Raw genomic sequence first — 17,149 nt, 5'->3', positions numbered from 1 at the left:
AATGATTAAAGGGATTGGAGAGTCACTCACTCAATTACGTCAAAGCCAAACCGTCACATCACATTATGTGGCGCCACTTGCTGCTTCACCCCGTGGCGACGCAAAAGCGCGGCCCATCCCAAAACATAGATTAGAAACCTATGGGCGCTGGGCTAAAGTGACGCAAGAACAGCACAATATCAGTGCCTCACAAGTCGTATTAAAGAGTTTACTCAGCGCGAAAGAGTTGCTGAGTTTGTTGCATCGACAGCTGCAAAGCTGCCTGTTTAATAAAACGGCTACGCCAACAGAAGCGATTGAACAGGCGGAGCAATATCGACAACAGCTACTGCAAATTCAACCGACTTACCAAGGTAAACTATTATTAGACCATCATTTTAACTTGGTTTCAGTGTCGCAACCAGCTACCACGCATCAGTTCAGATTTAGGCGGGTTGATTTAACTGCCAGTAAAAACCGCGATGAACATATCACCCTCTATGGAGCTAGAAAAACACTGCATTTATACTTACCTGCTAATCATGACCGCTTAGCCCTACAGCAGATTATTGAGCCAGTTTTAGCGCAGTTAGAGATAAGTATTGATCACTCCATTAGCCAAGAAACGGTATTCAGTGTGACAGCAGAGCGCTGGTTAGCACTTAATAAAGGCATATTAATGGTGGGTGAAGGGCAACGCTTGCCCGCAGGTGAGCCGCGAAATATTCATCTAGAAGAAATCTTTAGCTGGCAAGATCCGCGCGAGTGGCGCTTTACTGATATTGATATGTTAAAAGTGACGCTGGCTAAAATAGCCAAAGTGGCTAAAAAAATTGCACTGCAAATCGAAGCTATTCAAGCCTCGCATCGATTGTTGCTCGCAAAGGCTAAGCAATTAAATACAGTCAGTCTGCCAAAAGAAGATTTGCAGTATTTGCATAAATTTATGCAACCCACGCCTTTTGCTTACCAAATGATTTCGCTACTAGCACAAAGCAATGCAAACCGTGAACAGGTAAGCGCCCTGTTGGTGTAACCCATAATATATTCCAAAAACTAACAACTAGGATTTCAGTAATTGATGATTCTTGTCGCCTTAAGTAATTATTCCTGAACTCAGGTTTAATAAACTAAGTCATTATTTTGGAGAACGTTATATGTTAGGTGTTCACACGAATTACGCGTCAATCGTTGCACAAGGTGCCGTTAACAAGAGTAACAACCTACTGACTAACGCTATGGAGCGTTTATCTACTGGTCTACGTATTAACAGTGCATCTGATGATGCTGCAGGCTTGCAAATTGCGAACCGCATGAATGCAAACGTTAAAGGCATGGAAACTGCCTCACGCAATATTTCTGATGCGACTTCTATGTTACAAACGGCAGATGGCGCATTAGAAGAGTTAACTACTATTGCAAATCGTCAAAAAGAATTGGCTACGCAAGCATCAAACGGTGTTAACTCAGCTGATGATTTAAAAGCACTGAATGATGAGTTTGTTCAACTGAACGCAGAAATTACCCGTATCGTCGACAATACAACTTATGCGGGTAATAACTTATTTACTAAGCTAGAGGCTGGTGTTACTTTCCAAATAGGTGCTGGTTCTGGTGAGAAATTACTCGTTACAACAAATGCTATCGATGATGCTGCGCTGGCTGCTGGTGATTTAACTACTGGCGCGAATGCTGCTATTGCACTTGTTGATACATTCTTGGCTGCAGTAGGTACTGAACGTTCAACTCTAGGTGCAAATATTAACCGTCTAGGTCATACCGCATCTAACCTTGCTAGTGTGACTGAAAATACTAAAGCTGCTGCTGGTCGTATTATGGATGCTGACTTTGCCGTTGAGTCTGCCAATATGACACGTAACCAATTATTAGTTCAAGCGGGGACTACAGTGCTGTCTTCTGCTAACCAAAATACTGGCTTAGTAATGGGTCTGCTGCGTTAATTAAACTTAATATTACTGTTTAGTTTATGCCGTTTATTCAATAAAAAACGAGTATTTGATGAATGCCAGTGGACTTAGTTTACTGGCATTTTTTTATGTTTTTTAATCTTGTGTTTATGCTGTTGACTATGATTACCGGTTTTGATCAAATTAAAGTATATATTTTTTAAATATCGTTTCAGTTATTGATATCCACCGTCGCTTTAATTAATTATCCCTGTAGTCAGGCATTATCAATCTTACCCTTATTTTTTGGAGAACGTTATATGTTAGGTGTTCACACAAACTACGCGTCAATCGTTGCACAAGGTGCCGTTAACAAAAGCAATAACCTACTGACTAACGCTATGGAGCGCTTGTCTACTGGTCTGCGCATTAACAGTGCATCTGATGATGCGGCTGGCTTGCAAATTGCTAACCGCATGAATGCAAACGTTAAAGGCATGGAAACGGCATCACGCAATATTTCTGATGCGACTTCTATGTTACAAACGGCAGATGGCGCATTAGAAGAGTTAACTACTATTGCAAATCGTCAAAAAGAATTGGCTACGCAAGCATCAAACGGTGTTAACTCATCAGCTGATTTGAAAGCGCTTAATGATGAGTTTACTCAGTTGAACGCAGAGATTACTCGTATCGTAGAAAATACAACTTATGCGGGTAATAAACTTTTTGACACAGGCGTACTAACTACTGGTACTGGTGTTAAATTCCAAATTGGCGCGGGAACAACAGAAACAATGGATGTTAAATTGGGCGCCATTGCTAAAACTGTTGCTGGAACTTTAACTGGTGGTACAGCTAATGCTGCCATTGCACTAGTAGATACTTTCCTAGCTGCTGTGGGTACTGAACGTTCAACTCTGGGTGCTAACATTAACCGTCTTGGCCATACTGCATCTAACCTTGCTAGCGTGACCGAAAACACTAAAGCCGCAGCTGGCCGTATTATGGATGCTGATTTTGCTGTTGAGTCTGCCAACATGACACGTAACCAATTACTGGTTCAAGCGGGTACGACAGTACTGTCTTCTGCTAACCAAAATACTGGTTTAGTCATGGGTCTGTTACGTTAATTAAAGCTCATGTTAGCAGTGGCCTTCACTAAGCTGATACCGCTTTATTAATGCCGCTCATTAAGCTAGCCAATATGAGTGTGAATGCCAGTGAGCTAAGCTGACTGGCATTTTTATTACATCGCTTTAAAAACACTTAAGCTCAGCAGCTCTACGTTGTGATTTAGCATTTCACAGTGGAAGGCAGGTTTCCGTTTAACAGCTTTCTACGGAAGCACATTGCTCACGCTAACCATGCCGCAGATTAAATGTTGTTTAAAAACAAGCAACTAATTTTGGCATGTGTTTTGCTTTTCAATTTATTGGAGGTAGTTATGATTTCAGGTATGAGTGCGGCACAATTTGCTCAGCAATTGGTTGGCGCAGACCGTGCGGGTAAAGATACGCTTTATAAAGGCAAACTAACGACCAGCAAAGCACAGCTAGATGCCTATACGTTGCTTGAAACCACCATGAAAAAGATGGCCACTAAGCTCAGTGAAATGGGCGGCGATGCGGCAAAAGGTAAAATGGCGACTGTGTCGGGTGATAATGCCACTGCCACAGTGAAATCTGATGCACCTAAAGGTAACTACGATTTAAGTGTGCAGAAATTGGCACAAGCGCATCAGCTGACTAAAACCTACGCCACTGAAAACGAAATGCTACCTGCAACTGGCGTCATTAGTATTCAAGTGGGCAGTGACCCAGCAAAGCATTTGGAAATTGATTTAGCAACGATTAATGGTGGCGCGGCTATTTCAGTGTCGCAGCTACGCGATGTTATCAATAAGCAAGCGGGTGATACTGGCGTACAAGCGTCATTGGTGCGCACCGGTAATCAAATCGAATTTATGCTGTCGTCAAAGGAATCTGGCGTAGCGAATAAGCTGCAAGTGCAGTTTGATGGTGCCGATTGGGGCATGACAGAACGCCGCGCTGCGCAAGATGCAGAGTTAACGTTAAACGGTATTAGTATTACCAGCAGTAGCAACTACCTAGAAAACGTAGTTGATGGCGTGAGTCTTGAATTAGTCAAAGTACATGCAGCTGGCGAAAGCAGTATGATTAAAGTGACTGAAGATTTTGAAGCCAATAAGAAAGCGGTTAAAGATTTTGTTGATTCTTTTAACTCTTTAATGACACAAATCAATCAATTGACTCGCTCTGTAGGCGTGAGCACCTCCGGCAGTGACACCGCGGATAAAGATAAAGACGATAAAACACCTGCAGTCAGTCAAGCGCAGATTGGTGTGTTGAAAGGTGATACCTCGATTCGTTTATTACAGACTAAGTTGCGTGATTCAGTATTTGCCAGTGCACCAAACGGCATGCGTTTATCTGATATTGGTATTGAGATGGGCCGTGATGGCAAGCTTAAAATTGACGATGCGAAACTGACTGATAGTTTTAAAGCGGATCCCGAAAAAGTACAAGCTATGTTTACCGGTAAGGATAGTTATATCAGTAACATAGAAAAAACTTTAAAACCGTTTACACAGTTCAATGGCTATATTGATACCAAACAAGAAACCATAAACAAACAGATTAAAAGTGTGAATGACAGTATGGACCGTCACAATTATCAAATGACTCAGCGATATCAGATTTATTTGACACAATTTACGGCAATGGAAGCGACGATTAATCAATTTAGTGCTGCGAGCGGGTTATTTAACTAGGAAATTATTATCAATGTTAAACGAGTACGATCCATTTAATGCTTATAAACAAACGGCGTTAGATGCGCAAGTTGCAGCGGCAACGCCGCACGATATGGTGCGCATGTTACTTGAAGGCTTATTGGAAGAGCTAGAACGCGCCGCTGGCCATATGGAACATCAACGCTATGAAGCCAAAGGTATGAGTATTCATAAGTGCCTTAACATAGTGCATGGCTTGGATTCGATGCTCGACCTTGAAAATGGTGGTGAAGTGGCGCTGAGTTTACATCGCCTTTATGACTTTTGTAGCCGACAACTGGTGAGCGCCAGTGTTGAAAATAGTGCTGAAGCTTTGGTACCCGTAACTCAGGTGATGACTAATGTCAGAGAAGGATGGACAAATCTCAATTAAACAGTGGGCGCGTTTTGGTACTGCTTTGCGCCAATACGCAGATACTCAAGATTGGGATAATGTCCGAAAAGTGAATGTCGCGATAGTTAAAGCGCTGCAACAAGCAGGCAAAACTAACGATACTGAGCAGCAATCTGCCCGGGACGCATTAAAGTGTATTCATGCTCAAGTGCTACAAGAGTTGATATTAGCTCGTGATGAATTAGCGACAGAGATGAGCCGTTTTAAGGAACAACAAGCAGGCTTAGCAGCCTATCAATTAACGCAAGTGAGTGGAGCTTTGGATGATCGCTGATCTTCTTTCAACTCGTCCAGTGGGGGCAAATACCCACTCGACAGCTAAAGTAACAAGTGCAGTTGATCAGGATAAATCTGCGTCATTTACCTCTGTCGCACTCGCCGTTGATTCGGCTTCGACTCAAAAACCTTTAGAGGAATCACAGTGTAGCCCAACGGCTGAACACTGTATTTTTGATAGTGCTGGCGACAACGACACCCTTCTAAACCAATCGGTTACAGCTGATATGTTAGGTGGTATATCTTTTGCCACAGCATCGCAAAGCCTGCCGTTGTCGTTATTGAATAGCGCCGTTATGGGTGCTGATAGTATGAACCTTGATGTGGAAAATAGCTTAACTACGATCAGTGGCTTGGCTACCGCAAGCAGCTTAACTGCAACAAGTCACTCCACAGGAACGTTGCCTTTGACGGCTGCCGCTATTACTGCAACTGAAACGGTTAATTTAGTGCCTACGGCACAAAATTTTACGTCTTTTATGTTGCCTACAAGCACTGAGACCCAAAGAGAAGCCTTGGGTGTAGGATTTGCTTTAGGGCAAACATCAGCGATGACTTCATCGACAATGCTAGCGGGAGAAATTCCTCAGACTACTAGCATTAATACCGCGTCATCAAAAACCAGTAGTACATTTTCACCCGACTTTATGTTGGCTTCTTTTAATGACGATGCACCGCTGCTTAAATCAGATCCCTCGTTATTCCAACGTGTCTTCTCCGAATTTAGAGGACATGAAGTGAAGGATATTAATGCCATGGGATTATCCCAAACTGCGGCGCCGCAAGCAGCAAGCGCAACGCAATGGGGGCCGGTATCGTTAACGCCTGCAGCTCCCTTGGCACAGCAAACGCAGGAGATTTTAACGCCCTTAAAAGAACACCTTCGTTTTCAAGTCGATCAGCATATTAAACGGGCTGAATTAAGACTAGATCCGCCCGAGTTAGGGAAGATAGAGCTTAATATTCGCCTAGAGGGCGACCGTTTACAGGTACAAATGCATGCGGTAAACCCAGCCATTCGTGATGCTTTACTCAACGGATTAGAACGCCTTAGAGTTGATTTAGCGATGGATCATGGCGGCCAAATAGACGTTGATGTTGGCCAAGGGGATGCACAACAACAGCAGCAGGAAACTGCGCTATTTCCCTCATCAATTGCAGCAGAAACTACAGCTGAACAAGTAGTCGATACAGCACATAGAGAGAAATCTCAATTAGATTTGTTGGCTTAACGCCGGAGTCGTTTCATGGCAATTGCAAAATCTCAGTTAGTAAAAATTATCGTTGCTGTACTGGTACTGATTAGTTCTACCGCGGGCGCCTTTTGGGTTGGCAATAATAGTGCTGATTGGAAGTTAACAGAAATGTTCACTTCTGAGCCGGAAGTCGAGCCTGTACCTGTGGCCAAATATTATCCACTGGAAAAGTTTGTTATCTCGATCCCTGGGGATAAATATCCGCATTACATGCTGCTCGAAATGTCATTAAAAAGCCATAATCCCAATATGCAAACGGTTTTAGTTGAATCAGATGCATTGCTGCGTAACACCATGATGAAAATGTTTTCACGTAAAACATTTATAGAGTTAAATAGCCTCGACCAACTCGATAGTCTGCAAGCTGAGGCATTGATATTAATGATAAAAGTGCTATCAGATAATCAGTTACCATCGGATATCGACGAAGTACTCTTCACCCGTATGGTCATTCAGTAACTATCATGACGACAGCTGGCCAACTGGCATACCAACAAGCCTCTGACTATCCAGTCGATGAACGCCAATCTGAGCAACAGATTATTCGGCAATATTTACCATTGATTAAACGTGTCGTATCGCAAATGCGCAGTCATTGTGGCGTTATGTTAGCGCTTGAGGATATGGAGCAAATTGGCATGATGGCCTTGCTCGAATCGTCTCGCCGTTATCCTGGTGAGCTGGATAATGGCTTTATTTCTTTTGCAGGGCAGCGTATTCGCGGCGCGATATTGGATGAGCTCAGACGCCAAGATTGGCGTCCAAGGCCTGTAAGGCAACAAGCCCACGAGCTCAATGATGTTGTTAGACGTTTGAGTCGAGAAATGGGCCGTGAACCGAGTGACGCTGAGGTTGCTAGTGCGTTAGGGCTGGGCGCCGAAGAATATCGAGAACGGTTATATTCAACACAATCTGAGTCGATGAAAAGTTTAGACGAGCTGTTGTTAGGTGGCGAGCAGCCCGTAGATAGAAGTAATGATGTTGAACAATTACTCATCAAAAAAACCCTGATGAAAGTTATTTCGAAATTAAATGAAAGAGAACAGCTAATTCTGTCGCTTTACTATCATCATGAACTGAATTTAAAAGAGATTGCGATGGCATTGGGATTAACAGAAACGCGTATTTGCCAATTGCATAAATCAGCTATTTCACAGTTAAAAACAATATTGCAGCGCTAAAGTTTAAAAGTGAGAAGATCGTAATGAGTAAACTAGTTGGGCTGTTAATTATTTTAGCATCTGTATTTGGTGGATATATGTGGGCTGGCGGTGCTTTAGCGGCACTATGGCAGCCTGCTGAAATTTTAATTATTTCTGGTGCAGGGGTTGGAGCATTAATTATTGCTAACCCACAATCCGTTTTGAAAGAAATGTTTGAGCAACTGAAAGAGTTATTTCAGAAAGGCAAGGAAGATCCTGAATTCTATCCCCAACTATTTCCTTTAATGGGAATGTTAATGTCGCAGATCCAATCACAGGGCCTAAAAGTACTTGATGAACATTTAGAGAATCCGACACAGAGCTCTATTTTTCTCATGTATCCAGCAATGCTTGAACAACCACATGTCTTACAATTTTTAATTGATAATTTGCGAGTGCAATCTATAGGTAAAATATCCCCCCATGATTTAGAACACATATTAGAAGAAGAAATTCATCGAATTGAAGAAGACCGATTACGGCCATCTGAAGCGTTCAGTAAAGTGGGCGAAGCTATGCCAGGTTTTGGTATTTTAGCTGCAGTACTCGGTATTATTATCACTATGTCTAATATAGACGGTCCAATTACTATGATTGGCGTTAAAGTTGCCGCAGCATTAGTGGGAACATTTATTGGTATTTTTGCCTGTTATTGTTTTTTTGACCCAATGTCAAAGGCGTTAGAGCATCTGGTTGACCGTAAGTCGGCACAGCTACGCTGTATCGCAGCAATATTGGTGACCTTTTCAAAAGGAAAGCCCCCAATGATGGCGATTGATGCAGGGCGAAAACAAATACAAAGTGAAAATAGACCTTCATTTATCGAATTAGAACGTTGGATGGAAGGACCAAAAAGCTGATGCTCCAAAAAAATGAGCCAGTTATTATTAAGCGGCGTAAACGAGGTAAGCGTAATCATGGCCATGGTGGGGCGTGGAAAGTTGCTTTTGCTGACTTTACCCTCGCGATGATGGCATTGTTTATGGTGCTGTGGATTATGCAGATTGCTGACCAAAAAGAACGCACCATGATAGTGCAATATTTGCGTGGCGATATGAATCCTTCTGGACCCATAAATCCATTTGAGTTAAGTCAATCATCTTCGATGATTGACTTTGAGACTAATGCATCTCTTGCTCCTCCCATTATTCCCTCTCAACCGACATTTCGAGGTGGGGAGTCTGAGGGGCAAGAAGAAGGGACATTAATCCCAGGGCAGTTCGATACTCAAGCTCAATTAACAGCATTAGCCCGAGAGTTAGATAGGGTCGTGCAGAGCTCAAGTATGGCCGATAATATCGCTGTAACGATTGTCCCACAAGGGATCCGTATTTTGATTCATGATAATGTGAACCAGTTTATGTTTACGCGTGGCAGTGCAAAAATGCAGCCTTATTTCGAAGACTTACTGTTATCTTTGGGACCCATTTTAAAGCGTATTACTAATAGTATGGTTATTACTGGGCATACTGATTCAACGCCTTATGCGGGAGATTTATTTACCAATTGGGAGTTATCAAGTGAAAGGGCTTTATTAGCGCGTAGAATGCTTGAACGCGGCGGTGTAAAGCGTAACCAAGTTATTCAGGTAACGGGAATGGCAGATCAAATACCTTATATAACCAATGATACGGCAGCGGCGGCAAATAGGCGCATAGAAGCATTAATTTTAACATCTTCCGCTGAGCAGCTATTAAGAGGTATGATTGGTTCGTCAGAGCATGCTGTGCCAAAGGGCATTACAATCAATGAAGTTAAGCAGCAAGCCACAACTAACTCGTTAAATTAGTTAAACTCATTTGTTAGGGATGACTATGAATCTGCATGAAGAGTTTTTGCATTCAAATGGTGAGGATGAATTTGCTGCAGACTACCAACATATTGAATTTGATAATCGTCGAATTCACCAGCGATTTAGTCTGCGGAATAATAAAAGGTCGCCATTAGCGCTAGCTTGTGACGGCTTAACCGTTAATTTATCCACGACTCGTTGGTTCGTTTTTACTTCATTTGGTACGGCTAATATAAAAGATGTAAGTATTAGTGGTGTAGGTATTTTGAGCAACGAAGCACTCTCAATTGGAATGACATTTTATATCGAGCTTGATGATATTCGTGTGTTATGTGAAGTGACTCGAGAACAACCGGTTAAAGGGCTTTTAAAGTTTTTAGGTGCTCGCTGGATATCAGATAACAATATTGACATCCAACGGCTGGTTGATGCGATTAAATTACGGGCGAAAACATAGGGGCATGCAATGGCTTCATCTGTTAATCGTAACGGTTCAGATAAACTGCAGAAAGTCTTTCTTTATTTAATCCTGCTTAATTTGCTGTTACTTACCGTTGTTTCTATTAATATAAATACATTACGTTTTAGTCATGGCGTTATTGTTTTAATAATGATGTTTATCTACAATTATTTTCTTGTGCATTTATGCTATATACGTGCAGCAAGGTCGCAGGATGCTTATCTTATTTACCCCGTTGTTATTGGAGCGCTCAGTTCTTTTTTCTTAGTAGTGTATTTTTTCTTTTTACATTAAGCGCTTCAAACATCATTATTTATGTATTAGAGCTAATGTTTTAGAGTCATAAATTAGAGGGAGTTGTGTCGATAAGTCTTGTTGAGGTTATTAAATCTACAGGCTAAATCCGCATTATTTTTTAGTGATCATCTAAAGTTAAGAACAGGGATAAGCACAACTATGTGCTTATCCCTTTTTCGTTATCAATCTTATTGTGCTAAAACGAGTGCTTTAGGGAATAAAATATTACTTTCTAAATGGATATGTCTGTGTAAGTCAGCCTCAAATTCTGCAAGTGTCGCATAACAAACGCGCCAGGTGGTGCAAGCATGCGGTGGTGGCGTAAAGTCGTTGGTTAATTGGTGTAGCTGCTCCAAAATGGCCCCCGCTTCTTCATGCTCATGTTGCATAGCATTAATTGGGTTGCTGATATGCCCAAAACAACCATTCACTTGCTCACCTTGACTGAGTGAGCGAATGGCTGGAAATAATATTTTTTCTTCCTTCATTAAATGCGGCATTAAGTCTTCAACTAGCGCACGTACTAAACCTGCAAAAGGAATGATTTCGTCATGCTCTTTACCGTGAGCTCTTACCATTTTTTCTGAGTATTCAATCAATAAAGGCCCTTTGGCGCGTATATATTGATGATGGGTAGATTCGATAAAATCAATCAACTCTGCAAGCGGTAAATGATTCGATTCATCCTCTTTGCCGTTAGCCAGGGATGCTGAGTTTAATGCCGCCACAACCGCTCCAGTATCAGCGCCAGCGCGTTCACAGGCGACAGATAATAGTTTGCCACCGCCGCAACAAAAATCGATACCAAATTGACTAAATACATGGGCACGACGGAAATCTTCGACGACTAGCTCTCCGACTTTTCTATCCAACCAAGATTGAGATGATTCTTCATGGGCGAACAATTCAGATGATGCATTAGCAGATGACATGGAAACGCTCCAATACGGCAATTTATTTACATGCATGTTATTTGCATCTTAATGAGTAAGCAAGCAAAGCGTATTTTTATCTCTAAAAGTGTTAATTAGGTCGCAATTTGATATTTAGCCACCATCAGTTAGGTGTTGTAGCAATCGTAAGGTAATCGCTATTTGTAGATGAGTTGATGGGCCTCTTTTAAGCGGCACGGTAAAGTGGTATTTAACAGCGATATTTTGATGGCGTAGATAACAGCTTAATCTAGTGAGTGTTATTGGTGGTATAGCTGATGGCGTAATTGAGTATGGCATTGCTGATGTAGATGACGGTGTAAATAGTTGTGTAACTATGCGCGTATTCAATCGTAAAAAAGCCTGAATAACTTCAGGCTTTTTCTTTTTCAATACAACAGCTTAATCCTTACGGATTAATTCATGCCGTAGAAAGTGATTTGATGTTTTTCGTAGTTTTCCAATGTTCAGGTTACGTTTGCTAATGTCTTCTATTTCAATTATTTAGTTTATTTAATGTTTAGTTTTGTTTAAGGTTGTTCTAGGTTAGACTCTTAGTTGTGTGTAACTCGGTGTGTAACTCTAGTGACTATGGCAACTAAAAAGAATATGACCAATACAGCGCTTGTGAGCCTTGCTAATAAGCCGCTGGACAAACCAACGACCTTAAGTGATAGCGGAGGCTTAGCCGCTAGGGCTACCCCCGCTAAAGACGGTAAGGGTAATAACGTGCTGTGGATCTTTCGTTATCGCATGGGTGGGCGAGAGACGCCACAAAGAACGATAGTGTTTGGTAAGTATCCTGATTTGAAATTGGCAGGTGCTAGAGAAAAACGCGAACGCTGCAAGGTATGGATTGCCGATGGGAAAGATCCCAAAACGCAACTAGAGCTAGAGTTGAGTAAAGCTGTGAAGCCGTTAACGGTGGCAGAAGTATTGGACAATTGGATTAGTGAGTATGCGAATGGCAAAAGAGTTAATGCAAGTAAGCACAAACAGCAGTTTGAACGCTGGATAGTTCCCCACCTTGGCAGTTTGCCTTTAGCCGAGATTAAGAAACCTCATTGGATTGCCGCATTAAAAAAACGCTCGCAGAAATACCCTGTGGCGGCAGGCTATGTTCTCCGAAACTTACAGCAGGCGCTAAAGTGGTGCGCTAAGTCTGGGCATGAGTTTGACCGTTCAGTGTTCGATATTGATTTAGATGATATTGGTGCAAAACACCAAGCCAAGCGTTCACAACGACTCGTTGAAGATGATTCTTGGCAGCGCCTTATTGACCTACTCAAGTGGATTGAAGCGGGGAAAATGCTGCCTTACTACAAAAACCTACTGATACTATTGATTACTTTTGGCGCACGAACCCAAGAATTAAGATTGGCGACAACCAAAGAATTTAATTTTGAAACGGGCGTGTGGACAGTACCTGCAGAGCACAACAAAACCCAAGCTAAAGACCAAGCTAGGGGCGATAGTGGCGAGATAAAGAGGCCGATACCCGACAGCATTAAGCCGTTGCTGGTGGCCTTGAGTGAGGCGAATAAAGGCGGTTACTTACTCGGAGAACTCAAAGAGCCTACAGCAGTATCAGCTTGGGGTGGCAATATCTGGAAAAAGCTGGGGCATGAGCAAAAGTGGCGCTTGCATGATTTACGCAGAACTGTGGCTACAGGGCTAAATGATTTAGGTGTAGCCCCGCACGTGGTTGAGTCGTTGTTAGGTCATTCAATTCAAGGGGTGGCAGGCATTTACAACCGTAGTCATTACTTACCAGAGAAGCGGCATGCGTTGGATATGTGGTGCAATAAACTAGATGAATTGATGCTAGGCAAAAAGGGGAACGTATTGGTATTAAGGACTTTAGATGGATACTAAAACTAGAATGTTAAAACAAAGCTGTATGAAATGGATAGAACAGCGATTAAATGAAACGGGTGTAGAACTAAATCTCTGCAACCTCAGGAAAGGTATCATTAGTCTTGTCTCTACAGAATTGGCAAAAAAATACGATTTATCATCCTATGAGCTTGAGCGTGATTTAGAAGAACTAATTCCAGAGATTAAACAAACTACTAAGTTCACACGAACAGAAGTAGCGGTGGCTCAGGCTCTAAAAGATTGTCTGAATGAGAAAAAGCCATTTCAGTCAAAAACTGGTCGCCCTAATAACACAAAACTATCCTTTGCATATTTGTACGCATGGGCTTGCACAAATAATCTTTCAGCAACGGCTACACGTTTTGGTACTGATACAAAATCTGTTAGTAGAGCAGTGGCTAATTTGGCTAAATCATTGAATATTAAGCACGTGTGGAAAAAGGTAGAGATTCCTGTTCCACCACTATTTAACACCACAGCGAAAGTGGATACCATAGTCGAGATTGAAGATCAGCGAGATTACTGCTCAGCAATGTTGAACATAATGGAAAATGACTCTGGCCAAAATAAGTGGGCGAAAGAATGTTTTTACGAATACATGAGGGAAAATGACGTCACAGATCCAGAAGAATGGATAGCCTCGAATAAGAAAGGCAAAACTAATCTTTAGTTGTGCCCAAGAATAGGTAAACACAGCAATACAAAATGCAACTGACCGAAACAACAAATAAGGCAGTTACATGAATATTGAAAATTTACTATCCGTTAAACAGGTATGCTCTTCACTTGGACTTTCACGCAGTTGGCTGTATTTAGCTGAGCGAGAAGGCCGTTATCCTAAAGGCGTTCGCTTGACTCCCCGTTGTGTCCGCTTTCGAGCCGATTTACACGCGCAATTCGTTCGTGGTGAATGGGAGGGAAAAGCTAATGCATAATTTTAAGCTGCCACTCCCTTCTGAATTAGACCCTATTAAGGGAAAAGGACGAAATCTATTATTAGTGGTTTGGAACTCCCCAAACATTAAAACACATGAAATTGTTGAGTCGTTTTTACCCTCTAACAACCTTCACACTACTTCGGATAGATTAAAACCGAAGTTATTAGCGGCAGGTTGGCAATTTAAAAAATACCCTGTAAATGGCTGTCATAAGTCGCATGCTTGGCGGCTGGAGCAAATAGAAAAGCCCGACAAGGGCTAACCTAATCGGGCTTCAAAATTGTGCTGCAGCGTATCAGTTTGACGACCATGCGTTGCAGCCTTTCAAGCATACCCCAATAAGACTAAATCTCACATGTTTCCTTTGTGATAGTGGTCACTAACCCTGTATCGCCTGCTACTAATGGCGTGAACAATCTTAAACAACAGTTACGGGTTTATTACCCTATTAAATTGAAGAACTTAATAATTAAGTGTTGTGGCGTATGGCATACCGCGGGAGTGCTCACTTACTTAGTCAGGGGTAAATAATATTATCTATTACGATCTATTCATTATGTATCTAACTCACCAAAGGATATTCGAGTACAGCGGTCAACTTTGGCTTATTAATTCCCGTAAGTCAGGTTGTTACACGCCAATGCTAAAAACGATGATTGAACAAGTGTTGGTCATGCTCACTTATTACAAGCGGGTTACGCTAATTCGATTTGATTTACATCAGCCAACGAATACGGCCACCAGCAAGCGGATTACGCAATTTAACCGAAGGTTCAAGCAGAAATTAATTGCTAGATATGGGGTAAATAAAGTGGGCTTTTGTTGGTGCAGAGAGCAAGAGAAAGCAAAGGCGCAGCATTACCATTTTGTTGTTATGTTAGACGGAAGGACGGTGCAGGCATCATGGGGTATTGGTTTGCTGGTTAATGAGGTTTGGCAACAAATGGGTGGAACATATTGGCTGCCTAAGCGGCATTACAATTTAGTAAGAGGGGAACTGAATGAACTCAGCAAGGCCATTTATCGGGTTAGTTACTTAGCCAAAGGTCGAGGTAAGGGCTATCGGCCACCTCAATCTAAAGATTATGGCGCTAGCAGGCTAAAGCCAAACGTCACAAATTACCCTCATTTTAAATAGGTTTTCGTATGACTAAAGGTTGTTGGGTATCAAGAACACAAGTAAGGCGCTATGTCGAAAACTATCCTAAATTGGCGGCTAAGCTATTTAAGCCGTTGCTAGCCGAGTTGGGTAAACGATTCAGCATTAATGCCAAATTTAAGGCACCAAGCCAATTCACGCTAGAGTTACACCAAGACTACGCTGCGATAATATGGTTTGATTTGGACGGTTCAGAACGCTTCCCAGTGCCGTTGGTATGGGATACTCCCCGTTACCCACGACTGATTTTTATCTGTCCATGTTGCCTGCAAAAAAGGTTGTATTTGTATGGTGTTCCTAATGGTTGGGCATGTAGAGAATGCCTAGGGTTACATTATGCCTGTCAGTCAGAGGCGCCAATAGATAGATTAAGTCGAGCAATACGTAAACGCAGGCGCGTGATATGGGGTAATGATGCCGTACAGAGTTTATTTGAAGTGAGTTTACCCATAAAACCGAAAGGCAGTCATTACAGGACTTTTGAGCGAGATTTTACAAAGTTGGTTAAGGTTGAAGACGCCTACAATGTTTATTTTATGAAAAAGTTGCATTCTTTAGGTGCTGGGCTGGGCATTAATTATTTTGAATAAGTAATTTCAGTTATTTAGCTCAGTTTTATTGCAACCTATTCTGTGAGCCATGTATCAAGCAATACAGAATGCAATACTGTAGTATCTGTTTATCATTTAATGAGCATACTTTAGGGAAAACACAATGAAACAATTTGTAGCTGGATTATTTATCGTCTTGTTTGTCAGTGGCTGTGCTGCATCCTATGCAAGCAAATACAACACAGTCACAAAGACAGATCAGTTTGAAAATCGAACCACAACAACCATGACAGGTGGAGTCATTGACGCTGACTACTTAGGCATTGTGTCTAACTCAGCAGAATTAAACCCATTCGTAATAAAAGATTCAGGAAATAAAATAATCGCTTTGGGTGTGAAATTTTCGATGGAGCAGGTTACAACGACAGCTAGAGGATCATGGTTGAACATAGGTAAGGGAAGTTCTGCCACATTTCTGTTAAACAATGGGAATGATAAAGTAGAGTTGTATGCCGATGATGGTGTAATTGATTACTCGGTATCATCAGCTCAAAGACAAGTTTACGTCAGTGAATTTGATAACGGTGTGTTTGCCATATCACCAGAACAGCTAAAGAAACTTGCAGATGCGCAGTCAGTCGAGATTAGAGTAAAAGGCTTAAATTCAAGCATTGATTTTCCCCGTAGGCCGAACAACAGCATTGTTAAAGCATTCCTGCCAAACTTCAATAAATTTTACTATCAGGAAGTTCAACCATATTTGTAATGTGGTTTTCTCAATATCTAGTAATTTGCTGTATCCGCAATGGTTTGCAGCAAGTTAAAGTTTTGCCCGCTTCTATGTCCTCAATAATCTCATGTAACCTAGGCAGGTATGGCGAGTTTTTCTAATGCACTTTAAGGTGGTGGGTTTTATCAGTGTGTAACTCAGTGTGTAACTTTGGATGCAAAAAGGGCTTCTATTAACTAGAAGCCCTTTTCAATACAACAGCTTAATCCTTACGGATTAATTCATGCCGTATTTCTTTAATTTTTTACGCAGAGTACCACGGTTGATACCTAGCATGTTTGCTGCGCGGGTTTGGTTGCCACGAGTGTGTTGCATGATGATGTCGAGCAGAGGTGCTTCCACTTCGCTTAATACCATTTCATAAACTTCTTGTGCTTCCTGACCGTCCAACTGTGCGAAGAAGTTAGTTACGGCACGTTTGACCGCATCACGTAATAACTGGGGCTTGATAGTGCCGTTTGCGGTTTCAATTTTGCCAACGGTAAGCTGGTGAACTTCTGTGTTAGTTGTCTGATCAAACATT

Annotated in this window: 21 protein-coding genes; 19 read left to right on the top strand and 2 right to left on the bottom strand. The window is 41.9% G+C overall.

Annotation, left to right across the window (positions count from 1 at the left end):
* Nucleotide 1: 1 nt before the first annotated feature.
* The 12 genes from C9I43_RS14405 to C9I43_RS14350 all read left to right on the top strand — a co-directional run bounded on the left by C9I43_RS14405 (nucleotide 2) and on the right by C9I43_RS14350 (nucleotide 10,078).
* Nucleotides 2–1,015, top strand: a complete 1,014-nt coding sequence (locus tag C9I43_RS14405) for a hypothetical protein (RefSeq protein ID WP_107883930.1) — start codon at nucleotides 2–4, stop codon at nucleotides 1,013–1,015.
* A 121-nt stretch (nucleotides 1,016–1,136) separates the two neighbouring features.
* On the top strand, nucleotides 1,137–1,940 hold the full coding sequence (locus C9I43_RS14400) for a flagellin N-terminal helical domain-containing protein (RefSeq protein WP_107883928.1): 804 nt from the start codon (nucleotides 1,137–1,139) through the stop codon (nucleotides 1,938–1,940).
* 266 nt (nucleotides 1,941–2,206) lie between these two features.
* A complete protein-coding gene (locus C9I43_RS14395; protein ID WP_107883926.1) occupies nucleotides 2,207–3,019 on the top strand; it encodes a flagellin N-terminal helical domain-containing protein in 813 nt (270 codons plus the stop codon).
* A gap of 314 nt (nucleotides 3,020–3,333) precedes the next feature.
* Nucleotides 3,334–4,680 (top strand): flagellar filament capping protein FliD, encoded by a 1,347-nt coding sequence (gene fliD / locus C9I43_RS14390; protein WP_107883924.1) that lies wholly within the window; start codon nucleotides 3,334–3,336, stop codon nucleotides 4,678–4,680.
* A 13-nt stretch (nucleotides 4,681–4,693) separates the two neighbouring features.
* Complete coding sequence (fliS, locus tag C9I43_RS14385; protein ID WP_076498930.1) at nucleotides 4,694–5,074, top strand: flagellar export chaperone FliS; 381 nt, start codon at nucleotides 4,694–4,696, stop codon at nucleotides 5,072–5,074.
* Nucleotides 5,043–5,369, top strand: a complete 327-nt coding sequence (locus C9I43_RS14380; RefSeq protein WP_076498928.1) for a hypothetical protein — start codon at nucleotides 5,043–5,045, stop codon at nucleotides 5,367–5,369. Before fliS ends, C9I43_RS14380 begins: the two co-directional genes overlap by 32 nt.
* A complete protein-coding gene (locus C9I43_RS14375; RefSeq protein ID WP_107883923.1) occupies nucleotides 5,359–6,603 on the top strand; it encodes a flagellar hook-length control protein FliK in 1,245 nt (414 codons plus the stop codon). The genes C9I43_RS14380 and C9I43_RS14375 overlap by 11 nt, the downstream gene beginning before the upstream one ends.
* A 15-nt stretch (nucleotides 6,604–6,618) precedes the next feature.
* Nucleotides 6,619–7,086, top strand: coding sequence for a flagellar basal body-associated FliL family protein (locus C9I43_RS14370; protein ID WP_107883921.1), 468 nt, complete (start codon nucleotides 6,619–6,621; stop codon nucleotides 7,084–7,086).
* 5 nt (nucleotides 7,087–7,091) lie between these two features.
* Nucleotides 7,092–7,808: an RNA polymerase sigma factor FliA gene (locus tag C9I43_RS14365; protein ID WP_076498919.1), complete on the top strand. Its 717-nt coding sequence runs from the start codon at nucleotides 7,092–7,094 to the stop codon at nucleotides 7,806–7,808.
* 23 nt (nucleotides 7,809–7,831) lie between these two features.
* Nucleotides 7,832–8,689, top strand: coding sequence for a flagellar motor stator protein MotA (gene motA, locus C9I43_RS14360; RefSeq protein WP_076498917.1), 858 nt, complete (start codon nucleotides 7,832–7,834; stop codon nucleotides 8,687–8,689).
* Nucleotides 8,689–9,618: a flagellar motor protein MotB gene (locus C9I43_RS14355; protein ID WP_076498914.1), complete on the top strand. Its 930-nt coding sequence runs from the start codon at nucleotides 8,689–8,691 to the stop codon at nucleotides 9,616–9,618. The genes motA and C9I43_RS14355 overlap by 1 nt, the downstream gene beginning before the upstream one ends.
* A gap of 25 nt (nucleotides 9,619–9,643) precedes the next feature.
* On the top strand, nucleotides 9,644–10,078 hold the full coding sequence (locus C9I43_RS14350; protein ID WP_107883919.1) for a pilus assembly protein PilZ: 435 nt from the start codon (nucleotides 9,644–9,646) through the stop codon (nucleotides 10,076–10,078).
* A 488-nt stretch (nucleotides 10,079–10,566) separates the two neighbouring features.
* Here the strand turns inward: C9I43_RS14350 and ric are convergent, their stop codons facing one another.
* Entirely contained in the window at nucleotides 10,567–11,310 is a 744-nt protein-coding gene (ric, locus tag C9I43_RS14340; protein WP_107883917.1) for an iron-sulfur cluster repair di-iron protein, read from the bottom strand.
* A 609-nt stretch (nucleotides 11,311–11,919) separates the two neighbouring features.
* Here ric and C9I43_RS14335 point away from each other — a divergent pair.
* The 7 genes from C9I43_RS14335 (at nucleotide 11,920) to C9I43_RS14305 (ending at nucleotide 16,602) form a co-directional block, all read left to right on the top strand.
* Nucleotides 11,920–13,185 (top strand): tyrosine-type recombinase/integrase, encoded by a 1,266-nt coding sequence (locus C9I43_RS14335; protein WP_181317898.1) that lies wholly within the window; start codon nucleotides 11,920–11,922, stop codon nucleotides 13,183–13,185.
* Nucleotides 13,175–13,858 (top strand): PqqD family protein, encoded by a 684-nt coding sequence (locus C9I43_RS14330; protein WP_107883913.1) that lies wholly within the window; start codon nucleotides 13,175–13,177, stop codon nucleotides 13,856–13,858. Before C9I43_RS14335 ends, C9I43_RS14330 begins: the two co-directional genes overlap by 11 nt.
* Nucleotides 13,859–13,928: 70 nt before the next feature.
* Nucleotides 13,929–14,123, top strand: coding sequence for a helix-turn-helix transcriptional regulator (locus C9I43_RS14325; protein WP_181317897.1), 195 nt, complete (start codon nucleotides 13,929–13,931; stop codon nucleotides 14,121–14,123).
* Nucleotides 14,116–14,388: a hypothetical protein gene (locus C9I43_RS14320; protein ID WP_107883911.1), complete on the top strand. Its 273-nt coding sequence runs from the start codon at nucleotides 14,116–14,118 to the stop codon at nucleotides 14,386–14,388. Before C9I43_RS14325 ends, C9I43_RS14320 begins: the two co-directional genes overlap by 8 nt.
* A gap of 294 nt (nucleotides 14,389–14,682) precedes the next feature.
* A complete protein-coding gene (locus C9I43_RS14315) occupies nucleotides 14,683–15,264 on the top strand; it encodes a YagK/YfjJ domain-containing protein (protein ID WP_107883909.1) in 582 nt (193 codons plus the stop codon).
* 8 nt (nucleotides 15,265–15,272) lie between these two features.
* On the top strand, nucleotides 15,273–15,875 hold the full coding sequence (locus tag C9I43_RS14310) for a hypothetical protein (RefSeq protein ID WP_011070752.1): 603 nt from the start codon (nucleotides 15,273–15,275) through the stop codon (nucleotides 15,873–15,875).
* A gap of 124 nt (nucleotides 15,876–15,999) precedes the next feature.
* Nucleotides 16,000–16,602, top strand: a complete 603-nt coding sequence (locus C9I43_RS14305) for a hypothetical protein (RefSeq protein WP_107883907.1) — start codon at nucleotides 16,000–16,002, stop codon at nucleotides 16,600–16,602.
* A gap of 240 nt (nucleotides 16,603–16,842) precedes the next feature.
* Here the strand turns inward: C9I43_RS14305 and fis are convergent, their stop codons facing one another.
* Nucleotides 16,843–17,148, bottom strand: coding sequence for a DNA-binding transcriptional regulator Fis (gene fis / locus C9I43_RS14300; RefSeq protein ID WP_006083371.1), 306 nt, complete (start codon nucleotides 17,146–17,148; stop codon nucleotides 16,843–16,845).
* Between the last annotated feature and the right edge of the window lies 1 nt (nucleotide 17,149).

Source organism: Shewanella morhuae (genome assembly GCF_003028295.1).
GTDB classification, from domain to species: domain Bacteria; phylum Pseudomonadota; class Gammaproteobacteria; order Enterobacterales; family Shewanellaceae; genus Shewanella; species Shewanella morhuae.
This window is presented reverse-complemented; position numbering and strand designations above follow the sequence as displayed.

What these genes read in the sequence shown, in the direction of transcription:
- C9I43_RS14395 (WP_107883926.1), top strand. Translation starts at nt 2,207, where the DNA reads ATGTTAGGTGTTCACACAAACTACGCGTCAATCGTTGCACAAGGTGCC.
- C9I43_RS14350 (WP_107883919.1), top strand. Translation starts at nt 9,644, where the DNA reads ATGAATCTGCATGAAGAGTTTTTGCATTCAAATGGTGAGGATGAATTT.
- fis (WP_006083371.1), bottom strand. Translation starts at nt 17,148, where the DNA reads ATGTTTGATCAGACAACTAACACAGAAGTTCACCAGCTTACCGTTGGC.
- C9I43_RS14365 (WP_076498919.1), top strand. Translation starts at nt 7,092, where the DNA reads ATGACGACAGCTGGCCAACTGGCATACCAACAAGCCTCTGACTATCCA.
- C9I43_RS14400 (WP_107883928.1), top strand. Translation starts at nt 1,137, where the DNA reads ATGTTAGGTGTTCACACGAATTACGCGTCAATCGTTGCACAAGGTGCC.
- motA (WP_076498917.1), top strand. Translation starts at nt 7,832, where the DNA reads ATGAGTAAACTAGTTGGGCTGTTAATTATTTTAGCATCTGTATTTGGT.
- C9I43_RS14335 (WP_181317898.1), top strand. Translation starts at nt 11,920, where the DNA reads ATGACCAATACAGCGCTTGTGAGCCTTGCTAATAAGCCGCTGGACAAA.
- ric (WP_107883917.1), bottom strand. Translation starts at nt 11,310, where the DNA reads ATGTCATCTGCTAATGCATCATCTGAATTGTTCGCCCATGAAGAATCA.
- C9I43_RS14325 (WP_181317897.1), top strand. Translation starts at nt 13,929, where the DNA reads ATGAATATTGAAAATTTACTATCCGTTAAACAGGTATGCTCTTCACTT.
- fliD (WP_107883924.1), top strand. Translation starts at nt 3,334, where the DNA reads ATGATTTCAGGTATGAGTGCGGCACAATTTGCTCAGCAATTGGTTGGC.
- C9I43_RS14310 (WP_011070752.1), top strand. Translation starts at nt 15,273, where the DNA reads ATGACTAAAGGTTGTTGGGTATCAAGAACACAAGTAAGGCGCTATGTC.
- C9I43_RS14315 (WP_107883909.1), top strand. Translation starts at nt 14,683, where the DNA reads ATGTATCTAACTCACCAAAGGATATTCGAGTACAGCGGTCAACTTTGG.
- C9I43_RS14355 (WP_076498914.1), top strand. Translation starts at nt 8,689, where the DNA reads ATGCTCCAAAAAAATGAGCCAGTTATTATTAAGCGGCGTAAACGAGGT.
- C9I43_RS14320 (WP_107883911.1), top strand. Translation starts at nt 14,116, where the DNA reads ATGCATAATTTTAAGCTGCCACTCCCTTCTGAATTAGACCCTATTAAG.
- C9I43_RS14375 (WP_107883923.1), top strand. Translation starts at nt 5,359, where the DNA reads ATGATCGCTGATCTTCTTTCAACTCGTCCAGTGGGGGCAAATACCCAC.
- C9I43_RS14330 (WP_107883913.1), top strand. Translation starts at nt 13,175, where the DNA reads ATGGATACTAAAACTAGAATGTTAAAACAAAGCTGTATGAAATGGATA.
- C9I43_RS14370 (WP_107883921.1), top strand. Translation starts at nt 6,619, where the DNA reads ATGGCAATTGCAAAATCTCAGTTAGTAAAAATTATCGTTGCTGTACTG.
- C9I43_RS14380 (WP_076498928.1), top strand. Translation starts at nt 5,043, where the DNA reads ATGTCAGAGAAGGATGGACAAATCTCAATTAAACAGTGGGCGCGTTTT.
- C9I43_RS14305 (WP_107883907.1), top strand. Translation starts at nt 16,000, where the DNA reads ATGAAACAATTTGTAGCTGGATTATTTATCGTCTTGTTTGTCAGTGGC.
- fliS (WP_076498930.1), top strand. Translation starts at nt 4,694, where the DNA reads ATGTTAAACGAGTACGATCCATTTAATGCTTATAAACAAACGGCGTTA.
- C9I43_RS14405 (WP_107883930.1), top strand. Translation starts at nt 2, where the DNA reads ATGATTAAAGGGATTGGAGAGTCACTCACTCAATTACGTCAAAGCCAA.